The organism is Mesorhizobium sp. M0808 (assembly GCF_040320025.1).
In the GTDB taxonomy this organism is placed as follows: Bacteria; Pseudomonadota; Alphaproteobacteria; order Rhizobiales; family Rhizobiaceae; genus Mesorhizobium.
Map to the genome: position 1 here is coordinate 88539 of NZ_JAMYOX010000010.1, position 19775 is coordinate 108313.

At 61.5% G+C, this 19775-nt stretch carries 24 protein-coding genes and 1 pseudogene; 8 read left to right on the forward strand and 17 right to left on the reverse strand.

Annotation, left to right across the window (positions count from 1 at the left end):
- The first annotated feature begins 23 nt into the window (after positions 1-23).
- The 6 genes from NKI25_RS14900 (at position 24) to NKI25_RS14925 (ending at position 5994) form a co-directional block, all read left to right on the forward strand.
- Positions 24-929 (forward strand): DMT family transporter, encoded by a 906-nt coding sequence (locus tag NKI25_RS14900; RefSeq protein ID WP_352592604.1) that lies wholly within the window; start codon positions 24-26, stop codon positions 927-929.
- Between the two features lie 147 nt (positions 930-1076).
- Complete coding sequence (locus tag NKI25_RS14905; RefSeq protein WP_352452148.1) at positions 1077-1796, forward strand: FadR/GntR family transcriptional regulator; 720 nt, start codon at positions 1077-1079, stop codon at positions 1794-1796.
- Between the two features lie 51 nt (positions 1797-1847).
- The gene (locus NKI25_RS14910) at positions 1848-2822 is read left to right on the forward strand and encodes a sialic acid TRAP transporter substrate-binding protein SiaP (RefSeq protein WP_023717039.1); all 975 of its coding nucleotides are present in this window, start codon (positions 1848-1850) and stop codon (positions 2820-2822) included.
- A gap of 143 nt (positions 2823-2965) precedes the next feature.
- On the forward strand, positions 2966-3538 hold the full coding sequence (locus NKI25_RS14915) for a TRAP transporter small permease (protein WP_352455843.1): 573 nt from the start codon (positions 2966-2968) through the stop codon (positions 3536-3538).
- Between the two features lie 3 nt (positions 3539-3541).
- Positions 3542-4948: a TRAP transporter large permease gene (locus NKI25_RS14920; RefSeq protein ID WP_352622855.1), complete on the forward strand. Its 1407-nt coding sequence runs from the start codon at positions 3542-3544 to the stop codon at positions 4946-4948.
- The gene (locus NKI25_RS14925) at positions 4945-5994 is read left to right on the forward strand and encodes an L-idonate 5-dehydrogenase (protein WP_352786855.1); all 1050 of its coding nucleotides are present in this window, start codon (positions 4945-4947) and stop codon (positions 5992-5994) included. Before NKI25_RS14920 ends, NKI25_RS14925 begins: the two co-directional genes overlap by 4 nt.
- A 189-nt stretch (positions 5995-6183) precedes the next feature.
- Here NKI25_RS14925 and NKI25_RS14930 read toward each other — a convergent pair whose 3' ends face one another.
- The 12 genes from NKI25_RS14930 to NKI25_RS14985 form a co-directional block, all read right to left on the reverse strand.
- Entirely contained in the window at positions 6184-6492 is a 309-nt protein-coding gene (locus NKI25_RS14930) for a type II toxin-antitoxin system RelE/ParE family toxin (RefSeq protein ID WP_352592611.1), read from the reverse strand.
- Positions 6489-6749 (reverse strand): CopG family ribbon-helix-helix protein, encoded by a 261-nt coding sequence (locus NKI25_RS14935; RefSeq protein WP_352452153.1) that lies wholly within the window; start codon positions 6747-6749, stop codon positions 6489-6491. The genes NKI25_RS14930 and NKI25_RS14935 overlap by 4 nt, the downstream gene beginning before the upstream one ends.
- A gap of 56 nt (positions 6750-6805) precedes the next feature.
- Entirely contained in the window at positions 6806-7141 is a 336-nt protein-coding gene (locus NKI25_RS14940; protein WP_352786856.1) for an ABC transporter permease family protein, read from the reverse strand.
- A 59-nt stretch (positions 7142-7200) separates the two neighbouring features.
- Positions 7201-8943, reverse strand: a complete 1743-nt coding sequence (locus NKI25_RS14945; RefSeq protein ID WP_352998642.1) for a relaxase/mobilization nuclease domain-containing protein — start codon at positions 8941-8943, stop codon at positions 7201-7203.
- Entirely contained in the window at positions 8940-9191 is a 252-nt protein-coding gene (locus NKI25_RS14950) for a hypothetical protein (RefSeq protein WP_156937256.1), read from the reverse strand. Before NKI25_RS14950 ends, NKI25_RS14945 begins: the two co-directional genes overlap by 4 nt.
- Entirely contained in the window at positions 9188-10234 is a 1047-nt protein-coding gene (locus NKI25_RS14955) for a lytic transglycosylase domain-containing protein (protein ID WP_352592620.1), read from the reverse strand. The genes NKI25_RS14950 and NKI25_RS14955 overlap by 4 nt, the downstream gene beginning before the upstream one ends.
- 4 nt (positions 10235-10238) lie before the next feature.
- Positions 10239-10565, reverse strand: coding sequence for a DUF736 domain-containing protein (locus NKI25_RS14960; protein WP_352592622.1), 327 nt, complete (start codon positions 10563-10565; stop codon positions 10239-10241).
- 44 nt (positions 10566-10609) lie between these two features.
- Positions 10610-11170, reverse strand: a complete 561-nt coding sequence (locus NKI25_RS14965; protein WP_352592625.1) for a S26 family signal peptidase — start codon at positions 11168-11170, stop codon at positions 10610-10612.
- 438 nt (positions 11171-11608) lie between these two features.
- On the reverse strand, positions 11609-11899 hold the full coding sequence (locus tag NKI25_RS14970; protein ID WP_352576619.1) for a helix-turn-helix transcriptional regulator: 291 nt from the start codon (positions 11897-11899) through the stop codon (positions 11609-11611).
- Positions 11900-12013: 114 nt separating this feature from the next.
- Positions 12014-12538 carry a DUF2285 domain-containing protein gene (locus NKI25_RS14975; RefSeq protein WP_352452158.1) on the reverse strand — a complete coding sequence of 175 codons (525 nt, stop codon included), beginning with the start codon at positions 12536-12538 and terminating at the stop codon, positions 12014-12016.
- Between the two features lie 46 nt (positions 12539-12584).
- Positions 12585-12770, reverse strand: coding sequence for a transcriptional regulator domain-containing protein (locus NKI25_RS14980; protein WP_352455880.1), 186 nt, complete (start codon positions 12768-12770; stop codon positions 12585-12587).
- A 167-nt stretch (positions 12771-12937) separates the two neighbouring features.
- Positions 12938-13216 carry a DNA -binding domain-containing protein gene (locus NKI25_RS14985; protein WP_023674289.1) on the reverse strand — a complete coding sequence of 93 codons (279 nt, stop codon included), beginning with the start codon at positions 13214-13216 and terminating at the stop codon, positions 12938-12940.
- A 126-nt stretch (positions 13217-13342) separates the two neighbouring features.
- On the opposite strand from NKI25_RS14985, the gene NKI25_RS14990 reads away from it, so the two are divergent.
- Positions 13343-13558, forward strand: a complete 216-nt coding sequence (locus tag NKI25_RS14990; protein WP_023674290.1) for a helix-turn-helix domain-containing protein — start codon at positions 13343-13345, stop codon at positions 13556-13558.
- 192 nt (positions 13559-13750) lie between these two features.
- Here the strand turns inward: NKI25_RS14990 and NKI25_RS14995 are convergent, their stop codons facing one another.
- From NKI25_RS14995 to NKI25_RS15015, 5 genes and pseudogenes are all read right to left on the reverse strand, one after another.
- Entirely contained in the window at positions 13751-14080 is a 330-nt protein-coding gene (locus NKI25_RS14995) for a DUF736 domain-containing protein (protein ID WP_023674291.1), read from the reverse strand.
- 195 nt (positions 14081-14275) lie between these two features.
- On the reverse strand, positions 14276-14515 hold the full coding sequence (locus NKI25_RS15000; RefSeq protein ID WP_352786857.1) for a hypothetical protein: 240 nt from the start codon (positions 14513-14515) through the stop codon (positions 14276-14278).
- Positions 14516-14928: 413 nt separating this feature from the next.
- Positions 14929-15864: an SLOG family protein gene (locus NKI25_RS15005; RefSeq protein WP_352592630.1), complete on the reverse strand. Its 936-nt coding sequence runs from the start codon at positions 15862-15864 to the stop codon at positions 14929-14931.
- A gap of 313 nt (positions 15865-16177) precedes the next feature.
- Positions 16178-17225: pseudogene (locus NKI25_RS15010) on the reverse strand (DUF7146 domain-containing protein).
- Positions 17225-17536: a hypothetical protein gene (locus NKI25_RS15015; RefSeq protein ID WP_352592633.1), complete on the reverse strand. Its 312-nt coding sequence runs from the start codon at positions 17534-17536 to the stop codon at positions 17225-17227. The pseudogene NKI25_RS15010 and the gene NKI25_RS15015 overlap by 1 nt, the downstream one beginning before the upstream one ends.
- 958 nt (positions 17537-18494) lie before the next feature.
- Here NKI25_RS15015 and NKI25_RS15020 point away from each other — a divergent pair.
- Positions 18495-19766: a tyrosine-type recombinase/integrase gene (locus tag NKI25_RS15020; RefSeq protein WP_352622847.1), complete on the forward strand. Its 1272-nt coding sequence runs from the start codon at positions 18495-18497 to the stop codon at positions 19764-19766.
- Positions 19767-19775: the final 9 nt, after the last annotated feature.

Consider the following 19775-nt stretch of genomic DNA (forward strand, 5'->3'; position numbering starts at 1 on the left):
AGCCGGCTAACGCGGAAATGCGCATGGCGACGCGCGACCGCCCCTTCGAACCCGTCGACTACGGGCTTTACGCGCTGACGGTCATTGCCTGGAGCGCATCGTGGTTCGCGATCGAGCTTCAGGTCGGCAGCGGCGTGTCGAACGAGGTCAATCTGGTTTGGCGCTTCGCCATCGCCACGCTGCTGATGTTTGCCTGGGCAGGTTTTTCCGGCCGGCGGCTCCGCTTTTCGATCACCGATCATCTGCGCTTTGCAGTGCTCGGCATCCTCATCTTCTCGTCGAACTTCCTGTTTTTCTATTACGGCGCCGGCTATCTCGTCAGCGGCTTGCTCTCGGTCGTCTTCTCGCTCGCCTCGGTAATCAACATGCTGCTCGGTGCCTTGGTCATCGGCGAGCGCCCGGCGCCGCGCATTCTCGCCGGCGGCCTCATCGGCTTCGCTGGCATAGCGCTGATGTTCTTTCCCGAAATCGCCGCCAACGGGCTTTCCGGCGGCACGTTGGTGGGCCTTCTTCTGTGCCTCTGCGGCACGCTGAGCTTCTGCGTCGGCAATCTCGTCTCCGTCGCAAACCAGCGCCGCGGCCTGCCGCTCGTTTCAACGAGCGCCTGGGGCATGCTTTATGGCACTCTGTGGTCGACGTTCCTGGCCTTGCTGCTTGGTGAGCCGTTCGTGTTCGCGACGACCGCCTCTTTTATCGGCTCGCTGGTCTTCCTCGCCGTCATATCGACCGTCGTGGCTTTCGCTGCCTACCTGACGCTGCTCGGACGCATTGGCGGCGCCCGCGCCGGCTATGCGACCGTCATATTTCCCGTCTTTGCGCTTTTGATCTCCACGGCGCTGGAAGGCTATGCCTGGACCGCTTACGCGATCGCCGGGCTCGTCCTCGTCGCCGCCGGGAACGTCCTGGTCATTCGCGGGGGACGGCGCTGACGCATGGAATGCTTGCGCAATGCCGCCGAGTTCCGGTTGTGCGGGCCGCGGTTCTATCGAGCTTGACTCTCCGCATCCTCTGTCTAAGCTGCGGTCAATGGGTCAGACCAATGTACCAGGGTTGGCCCGGGAGGGAACTAAACGCGCATGCCGATCCAGGCCGTTGAACCTCGCCGGCTATACCGACAGGTCGCCGATCAGCTCAGGCAGCTGATCGATGCCGGCGAGTTTTCCGTCGGCGACCGTCTGCCGACCGAGCGGGATCTGGCCGACCAGCTCGGAATTTCCCGCCCGACGGTCCGTGAAGCGTTGATAGCGTTGGAGGTCGAAGGCCGCATACGCATCCGAGTCGGCTCGGGTATCTACGTCACCGATCCGCCGAGCGCCGCCGCCTCCGAACCCGAAGTCGAGGAAGGCCCGTTCGAGCTGTTGCGCGCGCGCGAATTCGTCGAAGGCGCGATCGCCGCCGAAGCGGCCCTCCATGTCCGGCCTGCAGATATCGAACGGCTCGACGACGTGCTGCGCCGGATGGAGGCCATGCGTCACCCCAACAAGATGACCATTGCGCTCGACCGGGAATTCCACACCGCTGTCGCCGGCATTCTCGAGAACGCGGTGCTGGTGCGCTTCATCGGCGAGCTTTTCGACCAGCGCATGAACCCGTACTTCGAACGCCTGTCGATCTATTTCGAGACCAGCGATTCCTGGCAGGTCGCGGCAAAGGAACATCGTGCCGTGCGCGATGCAATTGCCGCGCGCGACCCCGAGCGGGCCAAGGCCGCCATGCAGCAGCATCTGCGCCAGTCGCAAATCAGATTCTCACGCAATTTCGATGAGAGAGCCGCAGCCAAGGAGGTTGCGGAATAGCAGTTGGCCGGGGGGAGATCCGGCCGTCAAGTTCAACCAGGGAGGAATTAGATGCTGAGAAAATACGCAGTTCTGCTCGGTGCGATCGCCGCAATTGCCATACCCATGGCGTCGGCCTCGGCGGAAACGGTCCTGAAATGGGCACATGTCTACGAGACGACGGAGCCCTTCCACACCGAATCCGTGTGGGCTGCCGACGAGATCAAGAAGCGCACCCAGGGCCGCTACGCCATCGACGTCTATCCGGCCTCGCAGCTTGGCAAGGAAGCAGACATCAACCAGGGCCTGATGCTCGGCACCGTCGATATCATCATTTCCGGATCGAGCTTCGCGGCGCGCGAATATCCACCCATCGGCGTCACCTATTTCCCATACACTTTCCGCGATGCCGACCATCTGCTGAAATACACCAAAAGCGACGTCTACAAGGCCCTGACCAAGGGCTATGAGGACAAGACCGGCAATCATATCGCCGCCACCACCTATTACGGCACGCGGCAGACCACCTCGAACCGGCCGATCGCCAAGTGCTCCGACATGCAGGGCCTGAAGATGCGCGTTCCCGACGTGCCGGCCTATCTGGCCATGCCGCGTGCCTGCGGCGCCAACACGGCGCCGATTGCCTTCGCCGAGGTCTATCTGGCCCTGCAGAACGGCACCGTGGAGGCCCAGGAGAACCCGCTGACCACCATCGAGGCGAAGAAATTCTACGAGGTGCAGAAGAACATCGTGCTCACTGGCCATATAGTCGATCATCTCAACACCATCATATCGGCGTCGCGCTGGGCCTCGCTTTCCGATGAGGACAAGAAGATCTTCACCGAGGTGATGCAGGAGGCTGCCGCCCGCGCCACGGCAAAGATCGTCGCCCGCGAAAAGGAACTGGTGCAGGTATTCAAGGACCGCGGCATCAGCGTAACCGATGTCGACCGTGCCGACTTCGAGAAGAATGTGCTGGAGAAGGTCACCTTCGAGGAGTTCGGCTACAACAAGGCCGATTGGGAAGCGATCCGCGCTATCAAGTAGAGCATCGGAAACCCGATGCTCAATCAAGAGGATAGGGCGGCAATCGGAATCGCCGCTTTAACCTGCCCATCCGTCCGGCTTCAAATTGCGCCGGACGGCCTTTTCAATCCTTGACGACCCACCAGCTTCGGGAGCCCGCGCCGATGGCCGAGGAACACCACACCGAGATCACCGTCGAAGAGATCGCGCACGCCTTCGAGGAGGTGCCGGTACACGTCGACCTGTCGGACCACGGCATCGAGGACTGGATCACGCTTGCCGTTTTCTGGGGCATGGTCGTGTGTGTCTTCCTGCAGTTCTTCACCCGCTATGCGCTGAACAACAGCCTTGCCTGGACCGAGGAGATCGCCATCAACGCGCTCGTCGTCGTCGTTTTTCTGGGTGCCGCCATGTGCGTGCGCCTTTCGCGCCATATCCATGTCGACGTGCTTTACCACTATCTGCCGGAGCGCGTCGGCCGCTGGCTGGCGCTCGCCGTCGATGTTATCCGCATCGCATTCTTCGCCTACGGATCTTGGCTGATGTGGCGCTACGTCACGATCGTGGCGCATGAGCGCATGGTCACCGTCAACCTGCCGCGGCGCTGGTTCTTCTACGCCGTACTGGCCGGGTTCGTGCTGATGCTTCTGCGCTCGATCCAGGTCTTCATCGGCAATTACAGGCGCGGCTATTCGGTGCTCGAGCGTCCTGGTGCGTTCGAGACGGCGGGGGTCTGAGCGATGCTGCTTCTGGTAGGGGGCTTTCTTGTCCTGATGCTCATCGGCGTGCCGGTCGCCGTTTCGATGGCGGCCGCGTCGATCCTTTACCTCGTCATCTACGGCGTCGCGCCCGATATCATCGCGGCCCAGCGCATGATCGCCGGGGTGGAGAGCTTTCCGCTGCTCGCCGTTCCGTTCTTCATCCTGGCCGGCAACCTCATGAACATCGCCGGCGTCACCGGGCGCATCTATTCCTTCGCCCTTGCCCTGGTCGGCTGGATGAAAGGCGGCCTGGCGCAGGTCAACATCATCGGATCGGTGATCTTTTCCGGCATGTCGGGCACCGCGCTCGCCGACGCTGCCGGCATTGGCACCATCGAGATCAAGGCGATGAAGGACCACGGCTATCCGATCGACGCCGCGGTCGGGGTTACCGCCGCTTCAGCCACGCTCGGACCGATCTTCCCGCCTTCGCTGCCCTTCGTCATCTACGGCATGATGGCCAATGTCTCTATTGGCGCGCTGTTCATGGCCGGCATCCTGCCCGGCGTGGTCATGACCGTGCTGATGATGATCACGGTCGCCATCTTCGCCTACAGGCGCGGCTGGGGCTCCGACACATCCTTCGAGCTTCGGCGGCTGGCCGAAGCGGCGGGCGAGGTGCTGGTGGTGGCTGCCTTTCCGATTGGCTGCTATGTGCTGGTGCAGCTTGGCCTGTCGATCAATATCGCGGTCGGCATAGCGCTGCTGGTGCTGATCGTGGCGGACTGGTATTTCGATTTCTCTGCGGTCATGGCGCTGATGACGCCGGTCATCCTGATCGGTGGCATGACGATGGGCTGGTTCACGCCGACCGAAGCGGCGATGGCGGCTGTGATCTGGTCGCTTTTCCTCGGGCTGGTGCGCTACCGCACGATGACGCTGCGTTTGCTTGCCAAGGCCAGCTTCGACACCATCGAAACGACCGCCTCGGTGCTGTTCATCGTTACCGCCGCATCGATCTTCGCCTGGCTGCTCACCGTCAGCCAGGCAGCACAGCTGTTTTCGAACTTCATCTTCGCGCTCACCGAAAACAAGTGGGTCTTCCTGATCCTGGTCAACATCCTGATGCTGGTGGTCGGCTGCTTCCTCGATACGATCGCCGCGATCACGATTCTGGTGCCGATCCTGCTGCCGGTCGCTGCCGTCTACGGCATCAACCCTGTGCATTTCGGGCTGATCATGACGCTCAATCTGATGATCGGGCTTTTGCACCCGCCGCTCGGCATGGTGCTCTTTGTGCTGTCGCGCGTCGCCAAGCTCTCGGTCGAGCGCACCACCATGGCGATCCTGCCGTGGCTGGTGCCGCTGATCGTGGCGCTGCTTCTGATCACCTTCATACCCGCCATTACGCTCTGGCTGCCGACCGAGATGGAACTGATCCGGTGAGTGGCCAGGTGATTGCCGCGACGCTGTTCGGCCCGCAGGACCTTCGCGTCGTGGAGCATCCGCTCGAACCGCTGGCACCAGGCATGGTGCGTGTGCGCTTCGGGGCAGGGGGCATCTGCGGCTCCGACCTGCATTATTTCCGCCATGCCCGTACCGGTGACTTCGTCGTCACCTCGCCGCTTGTCCTCGGCCACGAGATCTCGGGCGAAATCGTCGAGATCAACGGCGCCGCGCCCGGCCTGGGCGTCGGCGACCATGTCGCGGTCAATCCGTCGCGCTGGTGCGGGCATTGCGCGCGATGCCTGGAGGGGCGGGCCAATCTCTGCGAAAACATCTACTTCATGGGCTCGGCATCGAAGACACCGCATATGCAGGGCGGCTTCGTCAGTCTGTTCGACGCCACGCCCGCGCAATGTTTCAAGGTTCCACTTGATGTGGCCTACCAGGCGGCGGCACTTGCCGAACCACTGGCGGTGAGCCTGCACGCCGCCGCGCGGGCGGGCGACATCAGGGGCCGCAACGTCATCCTGTTCGGTGCCGGCCCCATCGGTCTCTTGACCATGCTCGCGGCCAGGCTTGCCGGCTGCGCTGAACTGACCGTCGTCGATATCGCCGCCGCGCCGCTCGCCTTCGCCCGCAGTTTGGGCGCCGACAGGACGATCGACCTTTCCGGCGGCGACGCCGAACTCCAGGCGCTTGCTGCCGGCGGTTCGCTTGATGTGGCGTTCGAGATTTCAGGCACTGCCGCCGGCCTTGCCGCGGCGATCGCCAGTGTCCGGCGCGGCGGCACGGTGGTCCAGGTCGGCAATCTTCCCGGTGGCCAGATCCCGCTGCCGGCCAATGCGGTGATGGCCAAGGAGATCGACCTCAAAGGCACATTCCGCTTCGGCACGGAGTTCGGCCGGGCGGTCGATTTCATCGTGTCGGGGGAGGTGGACGTCCTGAAGCTGATGACAGCGGAGCGCACGCTTTCTTGCGCCCCCGATGCCTTCCGACTTGCCGCCGACCGTTCACAGAGTGTCAAGGTCGTGCTGACCGCGGACTGAATCGTGGTTTTTGCCAGATCGTTAGCAGCCATAACTCATTGCGAACGGACGAAACTCAGAACGTGCTCGACGTATATGCTCCCACCCAGGTCTCCGGTTAAACTCGGGAGCAATACCCGGCAGCTTGCTGTCAAAATTGTTGGCAGCAAATCCGCTCGCGATTAAAGCCCCTTCGTCGCGAGATCTCGCTCAGTTCGGCCATTCCTCGTCCTGCCAACCGCGCGCTGCGTGGATCACCCGCAAAATTGAAATGCTTTCCCGGCCGCCCTTGGCGGTCACGGCGTAAGCGATGATGTAGGGCAGGCGACTCAAAGGCTTTTCATAGGTGCCGGATACACGGCCGGGTCGCCCGGTTGCCATTTCCCCAAGCGCGGCCCCTGCTTCCAGAATCCGGTCTGCGACCAGGCGCGCAGCGCGCGGATTATCCTGCGAGATATAGGCGATCTGTTCCTTGATGTCGTCCAGCGCACCGCGAGACCACTGAACGGCTCGCGTCACACCTTGCGGCCCGTGCCTGCATCAATCGCGGCATAAATTTCTGCCATGGCCTTATCATGAGACACGATGCGCCCAGCTTCGACATCAGCAAGGCCGCGCTTGATACCTTCAATGATTTCAAGCTCGCGATCGACATACGCTGCGACGGCTTCACCTGCGAGGAACGACTTGCTACGCCGGGTGTCGGTTGCGATCCGGTCGAGCTTTTCCTTTACATCGGGACTGACGCGAATTGTCATAGTGGTGCTAGCGGCCATAGCGGTGTCCTGTGTTGATCTGTGTACACCTTAGCACAGAGCGCCGCGCTGGTCCATTATCCCTTGACCGCCGAGCCGACGATCGAATCCACGAAGAAGCGCTGCAGGAAGGCGAAGAGCATCAATGGCGGCAGCACGGCGAGCGTGGCGCCGGCCATGACCAGTCCTGTATTGAGGGCGCCTCTGTTGTAGCTGAGCAGGCGGCTGAGGCTAATGACGATCGGATAATCCTCTGCATTGCCCTGCAAAACTGTCAGCGGCCACAGATAGCTGTTCCAATGATAGACGAAGGCAAACAGCGCCAGTGCCGCGATCGCGGGCGCCAGACTGAATCGAGGATGCGCAAAGTCCCTGTTTTGCGAGGCAATCGGCGCTTCACTGCGCGGGTACAAATAGAATGTGCGACCGTGCTGGCTTCCCAGCATCAGGATAGAGCATACGCCTGTAACCTTCATAGCCCGATGCCGCGCTTCTTTCCCAGGTTCCAATCCACGCCCCCCGTATCCGAGCACACGATCCCGATGACTTGATTACCCAATCGCTTTTCGAGCGACGGCGACCAGGGCACGAGCTTGAATTCGAGCCCATTGTCGATCATCGCGAGCCGGCCTGAAGCCAGCGAGAAACGCCGCCGGTAAATCCCAGCCACATGATCGCCGTTGGCAGCCTTCGTGAATGAGAGGCCCGTCTCGGCGGCGAGGCGGGCACCGAGCGATTCCACCTCATGATCGTGTAGAGTATCGATCAGATTGCGCACAAGAATGACGCGCTGTCCCTCGCGCCTGGCCAGATCGCGGCTGACAAGGTGGTCGACCCGATCTTGCAGTGCCTGTCTTACGTCCCTGCCAAAGCCGCCGTCACCGAATTCGGCAGGCTCGCGTGCAACGAGTTGGCGATCGAGCCAAGTCGCGCCGGAAGCATGGACCTGCTGTTCGATTGAGAGGTCGGAGCGGACCGCGAGCGTGACCCGGCCACCGCCATTTGCACTCGCATCGCGGCACAACTCCACGACCGAGCCCGGGTCGGAGTCTCCGGCCGCATCAGGGTCATGGAAGCGAATGTGGTGCGTGCGTCCATCAATGCCATCGACGATGGCATAGGCCGCGCCGCGCCGTTCGTCATCAAGGCCGCGTTCGAGCAGTCGGCCGATCACGGGCGCATCAATCTTTTCGGCGGCCAGCACATAGTCGGCCGTCCCTTTTTCTAGCCCATGCACAGTGAGGCTGCGGTGCATGCGCTTGATGATGTCGCCGCGTTCACCGAGGGCGCGCAAAGTGGCCTCGGCCTCTTCGACCACCATCCACTGGCCGGGACGGATCTCGTTCGCGAGGCCCAGGCTTTCCAGTTGCCGCAGCCGGCCGACTTTGAGCCCCAGGAACTCGTCGGGCCGGCGATCAGGGTGTGGCGCGAGATCAATGATACCATGACGGTCGGCGTCACGAACAAGCTGGGGATCGAGCTGCGTCCAGCGCTCAGTGTCGACCTGGTGCTCGATGGCCTGGCGGATGTCGAGGTCCGTGCGGAGCCCAAGCGTCTGGGTGAGAATGTCGCTCGCCCGATCGCGCATGCCCTGGCGGATGTAGTCGCGCGAGATGACAAGGCTCTCGCCATCGTCGGCAACGCCGCGAACGAGGATGTGAACGTGCGGATGTTCGGTGTTCCAGTGATCGACGGCTATCCAGTCGAGCCTCGTGCCGAGGTCGCGCTCCATGTCGACCATCAGGTCACAAGCGAAGTTCTTGAGGTCGCCGAGCTCCATTGCATCCTCCGGCGAAACGATGAAACGGAAGTGATGCCGATCATCCTTGCAGCGGTCGCAGAAGGCGTCATGATCTGCATCTTTGGTGTCGGGACCGAACATCCTCGCCTTCTCACCATCACGTGTAACACCTTCGCGGCGAAGATATTTGAGATGGGTGGCGAGTGGCGCAGACCCTCTGAACTGCCGTACCACACGGGTCTTGACGACGGCGCCGCGTGAGCTGTCAGAGATGAGGCGACTGGCGCGGATGCTCGCTGACCGGCCGCGGCCAAACGTTGAAGCTCGCGGGGAGGTGATCCGACCCTCGCGTGTAAGGTGCCCGCCGGCGCGCTGTGTGGCCGCAAGAGCCTGGAAGATGAAGGGTCGTGCGCGCTGGCCGGCGCGGGAGCGGATGCGACCGGGGCGGACGCGAAAGCTATCGTCACGCTTCATGCTAGACGGCCACGAGGTGCGGTTTCCATTGAAAGACTGAAAAATTGGGAATAGCGCACATCGCTGATTGTGCCAGCACATTGCGAAATGAGACGAAAATCGTAAGGAAAACAATCGGCCGAACCGAGCCGCACCTCGCGGCCCTTTATCCTGCCAATCTCTCTGTTCTCATCCACAGCCAACCCTTCCGCCGCAATTTCCGCGACGGAACAGGCCGGAATGCAATTGAGGAGGAACGTGGCGATCATCGCGATATGGCTAAAGAGGGTTGAGCGAATAGGCCGGAAACAGCGTGGTTCGATTGGAAATCGGTTTCACCCGGCCGTGGCTCGATCGCGGTCAGGTCCGCAACAGGATTGCCCATTGGCGACCGCATTGCGGACGAATGAATCGCCGCAAAGATCGTCTCGCCATAACCATTGCCATCCGATGCAGTGGCGTTCCGAATGTCATGGGGATGCGCAAAGATCGTTGGACGGAGAGAGCTGGCTCTGCCCCTTCCTTGCCGCGCGCGCCGCGGACTGAGAACTGCACCATCGAGCAGCGGCGCGAGTTTCCTGACGTAGTCGACCGTCTCGCGTGGCAGCGGACGGCCGGTTAAGAGATGTTCCGTGTACCGACCAGGACCGGCATTGTAAGCGGCAAGAAAGCCGCTGCGCCCGAAGCTGTCGAGCATTTCGCGAAGATATGCTGCACCTGCAAGAATGTTGTCACGCGGTTGATAGGGATCGTCACCGAGACGGTATTTGATGCGCAGTTCTTCCCACGTCGCCGGCATGATCTGCATCAAGCCCATTGCGCCCTTGCTTGAAAGCGCACGAACATCGCCGACGCTCTCAACATGCATGACGCCGCGCAGCAACCGCTCTGGAATGGCGAAGCGTTTTGACGCTTCCCGGATATGCTGCGACCACGGGCCAGCCGACAAGATCGTCGACTCGGAGTGCGCCGGCCGTTCACCAGCAGAGGAAGCCGCTGCACCAGTTTCGGGCGCCACGAAGCCGAGCATGACACATGCGGCAAACGTCGTCATGCCTCTGTGGGCTGCATCCCGCAGACCGCAGAACCGATGCGCTGCCAGCCTGCGACGGTGTTCGCTTCCGTTAAGGGCAGGGGCTTGCCAATCGAACCGGCTTTGCCAAAACTGTGATGAAATCGGCGTCCGCAGCCACAAGCAAGTGTCCGGCCCCCTCTGGGCTGCCTCGCGGGCGGTCAGATCGAAGGGTTTGACCGGCGCGCAATGGATCAAAAGGGTTGGCGAGAAAGATTCGTCGAAGGGCTCCAGAAGCATCTGTTCAGCCTCGCCCGTCGCGCTTCGATGATCGGTTCCAGTGCAGGCTCCAGACGTTGTTCTCTGCATCGGACCGGAACAGCTTGGCGCGGATCGGCTGCGTAAAGGACGGGTCGTCAATTGAGACGGAGAGGTAATCCCCAGCCTTGTCTCCAGCGCGGTCCCAAGCCGCACCGACCGCCATCCCTTCGCAATAGATCAGATGGTCGGGCGCGTTTTCGGTTTTGGATTTCTCGGCAGGCAGGATGGCAATCTTCGCCTCGATTGTTAGCGTGGAGAGATTGCCGAAGAAGCCGTCATCGTTGCGCGTGAAGGTTCCGATCTGGGTCATTGCAGTGCTCCTTTCTGAGTGTTAGTGCGCGTCGAGCCAAGCCGTCACGGCTCGCTAGCGAGGGGATCGTTGGTGATATCCAGCACCGGAGTGGTGCGCTCCGTGGTCCAGACGGGAACCGCGCGGCCAACTATCGATGAGAGCGGGAGCGGGCCGAAATAGCGGCTGTCAAAACTGTCGGCTGCACCCAGGTTCATAAGGAAGACGTCGGCCTCTGCAATGTCGCGGCAGCCCTGCCAGATGGGCAGGGGTCGACCGCGACTGTCACGCTCGCGCGCATGTCCATACGTCTTGCCGTTGACGATGATGGTTGTGCCTTGGCGACAGACGGTTGCGCCCCCGAGTGCCAAAATACGCTTCAGGAGCGGCACATTTTTCGGCAGATACCCGCGTCTTGCCATGAAGGCCGCCAAGGGCTCGGGCGGCATGATGACGGCGATATTGGCAATACCGATTTTGTCGGCCGGCTGGACGCGATAGAGCCCGACGGGGATGCTCCCCGATGCGTTCCAGATGGATATCGGCGGATGGCTAATCCATGCCGGCGCCGCGGCGAGCACTGCGCCGCCAACCATGGTGGCGATGATCTTTGTGCGCTTGCTCATGACTCGATCCCGGGGCGCAGCAGGCAAGCTTTAAGACGCTTGCCCGTGTATGGACTCGGCTGCTCGCGTGCGGCTATCCGGCTGTGGACGTGCCGCCGTTTACGCGGCGACATGAAGGTCAGGGTTTGCTGCTGTTTCGCCGCTACCAGGCGGCGCGGTTGCAATCTCCTGGCTTGCGCGTGGATGTTTTGCGACACAGCCCAGACCAGGATGGCAGCGATTCCAAATCGTTGCCATGCCGTGCACACTTGCCGCCTCAACGCAGGTCGCGCGCATGAGAGTGGATCGGTGTCAGGCGGCGGGATTTCACCAATAAGACGAGCTGCCGCGCCACGACGTCCTCCGTGCCGCGTGGAGGGAAGCCGGATGAGGGGACATGAGGCAGCGCAAATTGCTGCTGAACGGTCTCGCGATACTGCATTTTCGGTGCGCCACAGATCAGGAGCTGCGGTCGCGTCTGCCGACATAGGCGGGCGCGCGGGCTGCATGGGGTTTTGCCGGCGGAACATAGGTCGCGTTGACATCGCTGGTGGAGGTGCGTGCCCCCAGCTCTATCCAGGCGTGCAGGTCGTTGATGTCGTAGAGAACGCGCCCGCCGACCTTTCGGTATTTTGGGCCGGTGCCGTAGGTCCGGTGCTTTTCGAGTGTGCGGGCGCAGAGCCCGACGATGGGTGCTGCCTCCTTCGTGCGCAAATACTTTTGGGGCGCGTCCGCGGGACCCTTCGACATCGCTCGATCTCCATTCGGTTCTGCTGTCGTCCTGGCCTGCCGGGACGCGCGAAGTGGACCATGATCGAAATCAGGAAAGGCGAGGGAGGGCAAAGATTGGGGGGCGCGTTTTTGCTACCCCGAAGAAGGACTTCGGCGGCCGGACTTTTCGCTACGGTTGTGGGGGTAGAAGAGAAGATCGCGATAGCCGCCGGCGACTAAAAAAGCTGCACGGCGTAAGATAGCTCGGACCTTGTGGCGGAGATGATGATCACGCCAATCTCGCGGCACAATCGGCTCCTGCGAAAACAGCACCTCCGCGAGCTGACGATAGGTTGCACCCGTGCGGTGACCATCATGTGCGCGTAAATTGAGGATATGCCTGGTCTTGGTCTGTTGCGGCAGCGCGCCGTAAGATGGACTGGCTGCCCGGCCGTTCAGTGCGCGCCAGAACCGGCGCGCTGCATCGAGCCGCGTCTCGAATGCAGCGTCGAGCGGCAGAAGGATAGCGTTGAATTCACCGGCGCGGTCGTCAGCGACGAGATGACTTTTCCCAATTAAGGTAGACCAAATAATGTGAAGGCCTTCGTCCTGCGGCCAAACGCTGGCTCCGGCAAGGCTGGAAGGTCGAACTGTTTGATGGGATGCAGATACCCGCATGACCCGGAGCACGCGCGGCGAGGCCTGTTCTGTCCAGATGATATTGTCAGCTTTCGGAAGTCCGGCACCGGCAGTTTTGAAATCGCGCGCCCCAACGGGCGGCGAGATCGGGCTGACCGGCAGGTTCTCCAGAACCAGCGAATTGCGATGCAAGCTGGCTGCACTCTGCCACGAATTCGTCATTCCGGATCAGATACTCGGCAGCGAACTCCGTAGCCTGGTAGCTGCACATGTGTGAATACGCCGCCGGATCGGTCCAATCGCCTTGCACTGTTCCTGTCCTCTCCGCGTACCCGGATGTGAGGCGTCGGCGTCAACATTCAGGGGCATAAGGAAGTTGGATAGTTTGAGAGTCGGCAAACCATTATGCCGATTCAGCAAAATGGAGCGCCGGCCGCGTCAGTGCGGAGCGCCGCCAGCGAGAAGATATCGGTAGCCGCTGGTCGTCATCCATCGCGCGCGGGCAAGATGGGTCTCCCAGGACCGGAACGCTCGTTCCGGCTCCTGCTCCGGGTCTATATGCAAGACGATCCTGGCCACCTCTCGCCAATCGGCATCTTCCGCTGCCGCGTCAAGCAGGCGAATGTAGGTGAGCAGACGCTCCTCGTCATAGCCGGTCAGGACCGGGGCATCCGGCGCAATGTCGGCGACATCAGGATCGAGCAGCGGTTTAAGCATTGTATTTGACCGTTCATATTTCGATCGCGATCTCGAAGGAGCCGTCCTTTAGATCGAGCACCAATCATAGCGAATAGGAACGATCATTCCTAGAACGATAGTTCCCTTTCTGGTCCCTAATCCGTCATGAATCTCAAGGAGATCATGGCGGCCAACATGCGTCGTCTGCGCCATGACCAGAACGTGACGCAGGAGGAACTGGCCGCCCGCTCTGGACTGAGCATGCGTTACGTCGGATCGATCGAGCGCGCTCGGGTCTCGGCCAGCATCAGTGTTCTTGGGAGGATCGCAACTGCGCTGAATGTGGACCCATGCGAGTTGATCAGAAAATCGGCACCGTGAGTTGACGCGGGAAACACCGCCAATTTTCGATGATCGGCGAGGCAACATGCAGGAATGAAGTCTCCAGTCGCGAACACGACAGGTAGTCGCCCCAAGTCCGACGGAGCTCGTTGCGCAGCGACTGCGCTCACCTTGTCGTGAAAAGGAGGACGGCCCCGCCCTGTTCGTCCGGGCGGAGCCTTGGTCGGGGCCTTACTCCGCGTTGCGGCGGCCGTTGGGGCGCGACCAGATGAGGCTGTAGCCTTCGCCTTCCTCATCGTTGAAGAGGTTCGCGTAGATCGGAGCAGTGAAGCTCGGATCGTCCAGCTTCACGCCGAGATAGTCGCGGCCGTCATTGGAGCGCTTGGACCATGCGGCGCCGATCTCGACCCGCCCGACGAAGACACGGTGGCTGGGGGCGCTGTCGCCAGAGCGGTTGGTCTCGGGCACGACGCGGACGTTCTTGGTCTGGAGCGAGAGGGTGACGATTTCGCCGGTGAACTCGTTGTTGCCGGTCCTCTTGAAGGTTCCGATTATCGCCATGAGTTTTCTCCTTGAACTCTGTTTCGAGCCCGCACCATTGCGGCCTCGATGGCGATCCGCGGGCCGGAGGCGATCGACGCCGCATCGCTTGCGACCGCAGCGCCAGCGGAGGATGGCAGCCAAGCGACTTTGTTGTTTGGCGAGGAATGACGGCGCAGCCGGCAGGGGAAGAAAGTCGATCGGCGCCATTGCGGCTTAGGCGATCGAGGCGCAGCCGACCTTCGGCCAGATCAGCCCATTAAAGAGGCCGTTTGGAGCGGCCCACCAGATAGAGACATCAACGGAGAACCTGGCGATACCGTCGCTGGCGAAATCCCGGCTACGACGATCACCGGCCTCGATGCTCCTCTGTACAGGCATCGCGAAGTCGCAAGCTGTTGTCGGCACCGCGCTTAAGGCACGCACGTGATGGTTCAAGTCACGGCTGACGTGCATCACCGGATATCCGCTATCTTTGGAACGAGACGGCACGCCGTCGTGGATTCGAACTGTGCGTCGCGCGATGCCGTGCCAGCGACAACGTTAACAATGCGACGGCCGGTCAGAAAAAAACATCCTGCCCGCGCCGGTTGTTCGGTGAATTCGCCCAGATCCAGCCCCTGTTCGGTTGAACGGGCGTCGTTATTCGCAGCTGTGATGCCAGCTGCGACGCAGCTGAAACGTTGACGGCAAGCGTGACGGCGTCGCGCGCCTTTGCTAGGGCGCGGACTGAGTATCGCAAAAGACGGGCGGCGCCGGGCGGAGATCCGGCATCCCGGGCCAAGCACTCCAGCGAACTGCAAATACAGTACACGCTGCCCGACCGCGGCCGTATCGTACAATCGAAAAAAGGGTAGGGCGGGCAGCGCTTACGCGCCGCCTCCCTTGGGGCGGAAGTCGAGGACTGGGATGCCGAGCTTCTTTGCCTTGTCTGCAAGATTGTCCTGAATTCCGGTCCCGGGAAAGACGATGACGCCTATCGGCAGCGCCTCCAGCATTGCGTCATTGCGCTTGAACGGGGCGGCTTTGGCATGCTTTGTCCAATCAGGGGCAAAGCCGATTTGGGGTACCTTGCGATGGTCTGCCCAACAGGAGGCGATCTTTTCGCCACCCTTCGGCGATTTCCCGTGCATCAATACCATGTCGGGATGCCTGGCGTGGACCTGGTCGAGTTTGGCCCAGATCAGCTGGTGGTCATTGAAGTCGAGCCCAGCGGTGAAGGCGATTTTCGGGCCAGGTGGCAGAAGGACTTCCTGCGAGGCGCGTTTCTTGGCGCTGAGAAAATCGCGGCTGTCGATGAGCGCAGAGGTCATGTTGCGATGGTTGACCATCGATCCGCTGCGCGGTCGCCAACTCGATCCGGTGTGGCGCTCGTAGTGCTCCGCGGCCTGATCACGCATCAGTTCGAAGGCGCTTTGGCGTTCGATCAGCGTCTGCCCTTCGGCCGTCAGGCGTTCCAGCTCGACCGATTTCACTTCGCTGCCGTCCTGCTCACGCTGGCTGCGGCGTTGCGCCTGCTCGTTGTGATCGAGTTCGCGCTCGATCCGATCTGCGGCGCGGTGAAAGATGTTGACGGTCGACCACAGAAGATCGTCGAGATCGGGCTCGAGGCGAGTGTCTTGCAGTGCCACGATGAGGGCGTCGAAGATGTCGGCCATCGCGCCGGCGACGCAGTGGCCCTCTGGAAGCGGTCGAGGATCAGGCTCATCCACGAAGGGACGGTAGCCATAGAGCTGGAGTTCGGTGAGGACGTGGTCGATGGGTGAAGACGAGTGCTGTGGTTCGTAGTCGTCATGCTCGCTCATTGGATGCTCCGCCGGTTGGACCGCGACCCTCGCGGCCTTCATGGCGACGGAAGCCGGCGGACGGGACGGACCTGCACCCGCAGCGAAGCGAAGGGCCGGAGTGTCAGCGGAGGAGGGTGAAGGCCGGCTATTTTGCTTCGCGATGGAAAGCGCTCCCTTGGGGAGCGCGCCGGAAAATAGTCGGCCGGAGACATTGCGGGTCCGGGTCGTTTGCTGGCCGATCGCCCTCTGGAAGGCCCGCAGGCGCGGTTCTCTTCGACTTCAGGAGCATCCAAGTGATGCAAGCGACAGCGGACAGGCTGTTCGTTCCGAGTTATCCCGCCACTGCCATGAAACGGGCGATGTCCTGGGGGGCGAGCTGAACACGGACTGCTGCTCGAACGGCATCCACGCCTAGCGTACAGAGATCTTCGTTGAGGTCCCCAAGTGCCGGCGAGAGCACGACCGGCTCGATCCCGGCAGCATTCGCTCTTTCGATCAAGATGTCACGCACGCCGTTACCGGCTGGATCGGCGTCGCGCACGATGTAGAGCCGTCTCAGTGTGGGGGGGAACAGCATGGCAGCAAGATGGGCGGCCGAGAGTGCCGCTGCCATGGCCATATCGGGCAGGATGCACCGAAGCGACAAGACGGTCTCGATGCCTTCGCCGCCCGCCATGACGTCGCCCGGCGGGCCAAAGCGGAACCGCGTGACCGAGAAGATCGCCCATCGCGCGCCTCGGCGTACCGACCGGTGCCTTGCCCCTGCCGGAAGGATCAAGCCATGTGCGATGTACGCCAGTCAAATGGCCGTCGAGATCGGTGACGGAAGCGATCATCGCCGGCCAGGTCTCAGTCGGCGCTTGTTCGTCGGGCCGGTAGTAGCAGCGCGGGTGAAAACGCAGACTTCCGGTCCCGTGCAAAGCGGCAATACTGCGGTTGTGCAGATACGCCTCTACGACCGTACCCGCAATCGGCTGCGACATCGCAAATAGCCGACGCGCTTTCTCCGACATTTCCGACGGCGCGGCCAGCAACTTCGACCGGATTGATGTCTGCTCTGGTTCGGGATGGGGTAGGCCGAGAAACGTTATTGCCTCATGGGCAACGTCCCTGAAGTCGCTCAAGCCGCGGCTTTCGCGGATGATATCGAGAAGATCGCCATACTCCCCGGTCGCCGCGTCAGTCCATTTGCCGGCTGCGCGCTTTCCGCTCTGCGAGCCGACGAGCCGCACGAACATCGAGCGACCCGGCGTGTTTCGGACATCGCCAACAAGCCAGTAGCGTCCCTCGCGATGTCCGCTCGAAAGATAGTGGCGACAAACCGCTTCGGCCTGTCGGCCCAGGCGGTGGGCCAGTTCGGACGCATCGTGTCGGGGCATCATGCATCCTCCCGCGTGTCGATGCGCTGATAGCGCTCCAGCAGCTTGCCCAGAATTGCGGGTTCGGGCGCCTGTGGCTCAGTGGGACTGGCCGACCCTGCGCGAATCTCGACGGCAAGGCGCTCGATGCAACCACTGGTCGTCTTGCGCACGATGAGGTGCGAGTGGGTCGTCACTTCAGCTACGAGGTCAGGTAGGTCCTCGATCCAGATGTCAGCCTTGACGCGGACCTGGGACATGGAGAACTCCACGTTCTTGAAGGCAATGTCTCGCGAGGACAGAAGGGTAATTTTCTGAGGGGTAGTCGCCATCGGGATGTACTCCGAGACGGGCAGTCGAGAGCCTCTCTCTCGACCTTCAAACTCGTCATGGAGATCCCGGCACTCCTCGTCCTCTTGTGCTTGGCAGCCAACCGAGGTTGTCGCGGGGTAGCAACTCAGTGACGGCGTTCCTGTTTACAAACGCGGCTGCAACATACAAACGTGCAGCAGTAGCGATTAAGGACCACAGCGCGGCGATGAACGACGAGCGGGGCCGGTCGCCCCATTGGAAGCATCTGCGTTCTTCATCACGCCTTCGGCGCTGTGGCGTGCGACACCGAGGGCATGCGGCTGAGTTCGAGAGCGAACAGAGCGCTTTTTGCGACGGGAAATCGATTTGGACGTGGTTGGTCATCACGGGCGGCCTGCCGCTAATCGTCGCCAGCAATGACGCTGCCAGCCAAGAAGCGAAGGAGATACTCCGCTGCCCTGCTCGCCTGAAGGCGGCGCGGCGCGCGCGGGCGTTGCGACGCAATAGGCCCTGCCGGCAGTATTGATACTGAAACGACGGTCGGATCCCTTTAGGAGTGTGTCTGGCCGGACTGGAAGCAGAGGCCAGCCATAGACTTGTTGCGCAACCACTCCGATTGACAGGTCGAAGGCGCCTCTTCGCCGCAGCACCTCCGGCGGGCGGTTTTCGCAGCCGGTTTTTTGGAGAAGAGTTCTCCGGCAGGACCATGTCCAGAACGGCGAGACAGGACGGAGTGCTCAACGAGGTCGGCGAACAGCTCGGACCTAAGAACTGCTGAGGACTTCTTATGAAAATCCCCGACCAATTCGACGAGACCACACCACTGCGCGTCGAAATCGCTGCGCGAATTGCCTTTCCCGACGGCTCGATGAGCGCAGCAGGCCTACGCAAGGAACGTGACGCCGGTCGACTTGAAACGGAGCTAATCGCCGGAAAGGAATACGTGAGCTTGATGGCAATCGCGAGGATGAGGGAACTATGCCGCGGACGTCGAAAGGGCCACGCCTGGTATGGCGTGACGAAAGCTGGAAAAAAGATGGAACGCGCCGAAACAAAGCTGGATGGTTTATCCGCGATGGATCCAGCTTCATCAGCGCTGGCGGCGGCGAAAAAGGCCGTCCAGGAACTGAAGCTGAAAAGGCGCTCGCCGCCTACATCGGAAGCAAATACCACCGAGCGCGGGGAGCCGAGGACGTCTTAATTGCCGATGTGGTCAACCTCTACCTTAAAGAGGTTGCACCGAAGCACGCGACACCAGAAGAGACGGCGGCTCGGCTGGACAAGGTCCTTGATTACTTCGGGGAAAAAACTCTCGCCGCCATCAATGGCAAACTCTGCCGCGAGTACATTGCGTCGCGCCCCACCGAAGCCGCGGCGCGCCGCCAACTCGAGGATCTTCGTGCCGCCATCAACTACTACCGCAAGGAGGGTTATACAACCGCCGCACCGGTCATCACCCTGCCAGACAAGGCCGCCGCCCGCGAACGCTGGTTGACCCGCAGTGAGGCGGCCGCACTGATCTGGGCAGCTTGGCGTATGAAGCAGACATGGAAGGGCCAAGAGAGCGGCCGGCGCACTGGGCGACATCTCGCGCGCTTCATCCTCGTCGCACTTTATACAGGAACGCGCTCGGCCGCAATCTGCGGTGCCGCCATGCGCCCAACGAAAGGGCGCGGTCATGTGGACCTAGACCGCGGTATCTTCTATCGCGGTGCCACCGGCACAAGGAAGACCAAGAAGCGCCAACCCCCTGTACCGTTGCCCGAGCGGCTGCTGGCGCACCTCCGGCGCTGGGCGCGCACTGATCTTCACATCGAGACCAAATCGGGCGGCAAAAGTGCGAACATCGGTCGCAAGATATCGCAGGATTTTGTCGTGGAATGGAATGGAAAGCCGGTGCAGTCGATAGACAAGAGCTTCAAGACGGCGCGCGAAATCGCCGGCCTAGGGCCCGACGTTACTCCGCACGTGTTCCGCCACACCGCGGCGACTTGGATGATGCAGGCCGGCACCGATATGTGGCAGGCTGCGGGCTTTCTTGGCATTACAGTGGATGTCCTGATCGAAACTTACGGCCATCATCATCCTAATTTCTTGGCAGACGCGGCCGAGAAGATCACGAAGAAGCCAGTTTTCTCCAAGTCGCCGCAAACCGTTCCGAGTATAACTCAAATCACAAGGCACAAACGCGGTGTGCTCATCCCACAGGTTTCCCACAGAAACGGCGAAAGGAAACGCGACCAGTCGTGAGCGAACGTG

Excerpts from the sequence above, each read along its gene's own strand:
- NKI25_RS14965 (WP_352592625.1), bottom strand. The coding sequence starts at position 11,170 with ATGAGCAAGCGCACAAAGATCATCGCCACCATGGTTGGCGGCGCAGTG.
- NKI25_RS14990 (WP_023674290.1), top strand. The coding sequence starts at position 13,343 with ATGAATCTCAAGGAGATCATGGCGGCCAACATGCGTCGTCTGCGCCAT.
- NKI25_RS14980 (WP_352455880.1), bottom strand. The coding sequence starts at position 12,770 with ATGTGCAGCTACCAGGCTACGGAGTTCGCTGCCGAGTATCTGATCCGG.
- NKI25_RS14960 (WP_352592622.1), bottom strand. The coding sequence starts at position 10,565 with ATGACCCAGATCGGAACCTTCACGCGCAACGATGACGGCTTCTTCGGC.
- NKI25_RS14955 (WP_352592620.1), bottom strand. The coding sequence starts at position 10,234 with ATGCTTCTGGAGCCCTTCGACGAATCTTTCTCGCCAACCCTTTTGATC.
- NKI25_RS15015 (WP_352592633.1), bottom strand. The coding sequence starts at position 17,536 with ATGGCGACTACCCCTCAGAAAATTACCCTTCTGTCCTCGCGAGACATT.
- NKI25_RS14985 (WP_023674289.1), bottom strand. The coding sequence starts at position 13,216 with ATGCTTAAACCGCTGCTCGATCCTGATGTCGCCGACATTGCGCCGGAT.
- NKI25_RS14920 (WP_352622855.1), top strand. The coding sequence starts at position 3,542 with ATGCTGCTTCTGGTAGGGGGCTTTCTTGTCCTGATGCTCATCGGCGTG.
- NKI25_RS14975 (WP_352452158.1), bottom strand. The coding sequence starts at position 12,538 with ATGCGGGTATCTGCATCCCATCAAACAGTTCGACCTTCCAGCCTTGCC.
- NKI25_RS15005 (WP_352592630.1), bottom strand. The coding sequence starts at position 15,864 with ATGAGCGAGCATGACGACTACGAACCACAGCACTCGTCTTCACCCATC.
- NKI25_RS14910 (WP_023717039.1), top strand. The coding sequence starts at position 1,848 with ATGCTGAGAAAATACGCAGTTCTGCTCGGTGCGATCGCCGCAATTGCC.
- NKI25_RS15000 (WP_352786857.1), bottom strand. The coding sequence starts at position 14,515 with ATGCACGTCAGCCGTGACTTGAACCATCACGTGCGTGCCTTAAGCGCG.
- NKI25_RS14945 (WP_352998642.1), bottom strand. The coding sequence starts at position 8,943 with ATGAAGCGTGACGATAGCTTTCGCGTCCGCCCCGGTCGCATCCGCTCC.
- NKI25_RS14935 (WP_352452153.1), bottom strand. The coding sequence starts at position 6,749 with ATGGCCGCTAGCACCACTATGACAATTCGCGTCAGTCCCGATGTAAAG.
- NKI25_RS14995 (WP_023674291.1), bottom strand. The coding sequence starts at position 14,080 with ATGGCGATAATCGGAACCTTCAAGAGGACCGGCAACAACGAGTTCACC.
- NKI25_RS14900 (WP_352592604.1), top strand. The coding sequence starts at position 24 with ATGGCGACGCGCGACCGCCCCTTCGAACCCGTCGACTACGGGCTTTAC.
- NKI25_RS14970 (WP_352576619.1), bottom strand. The coding sequence starts at position 11,899 with ATGTCGAAGGGTCCCGCGGACGCGCCCCAAAAGTATTTGCGCACGAAG.
- NKI25_RS14905 (WP_352452148.1), top strand. The coding sequence starts at position 1,077 with ATGCCGATCCAGGCCGTTGAACCTCGCCGGCTATACCGACAGGTCGCC.
- NKI25_RS14915 (WP_352455843.1), top strand. The coding sequence starts at position 2,966 with ATGGCCGAGGAACACCACACCGAGATCACCGTCGAAGAGATCGCGCAC.
- NKI25_RS14950 (WP_156937256.1), bottom strand. The coding sequence starts at position 9,191 with ATGATCGCCACGTTCCTCCTCAATTGCATTCCGGCCTGTTCCGTCGCG.
- NKI25_RS15020 (WP_352622847.1), top strand. The coding sequence starts at position 18,495 with ATGCCGCGGACGTCGAAAGGGCCACGCCTGGTATGGCGTGACGAAAGC.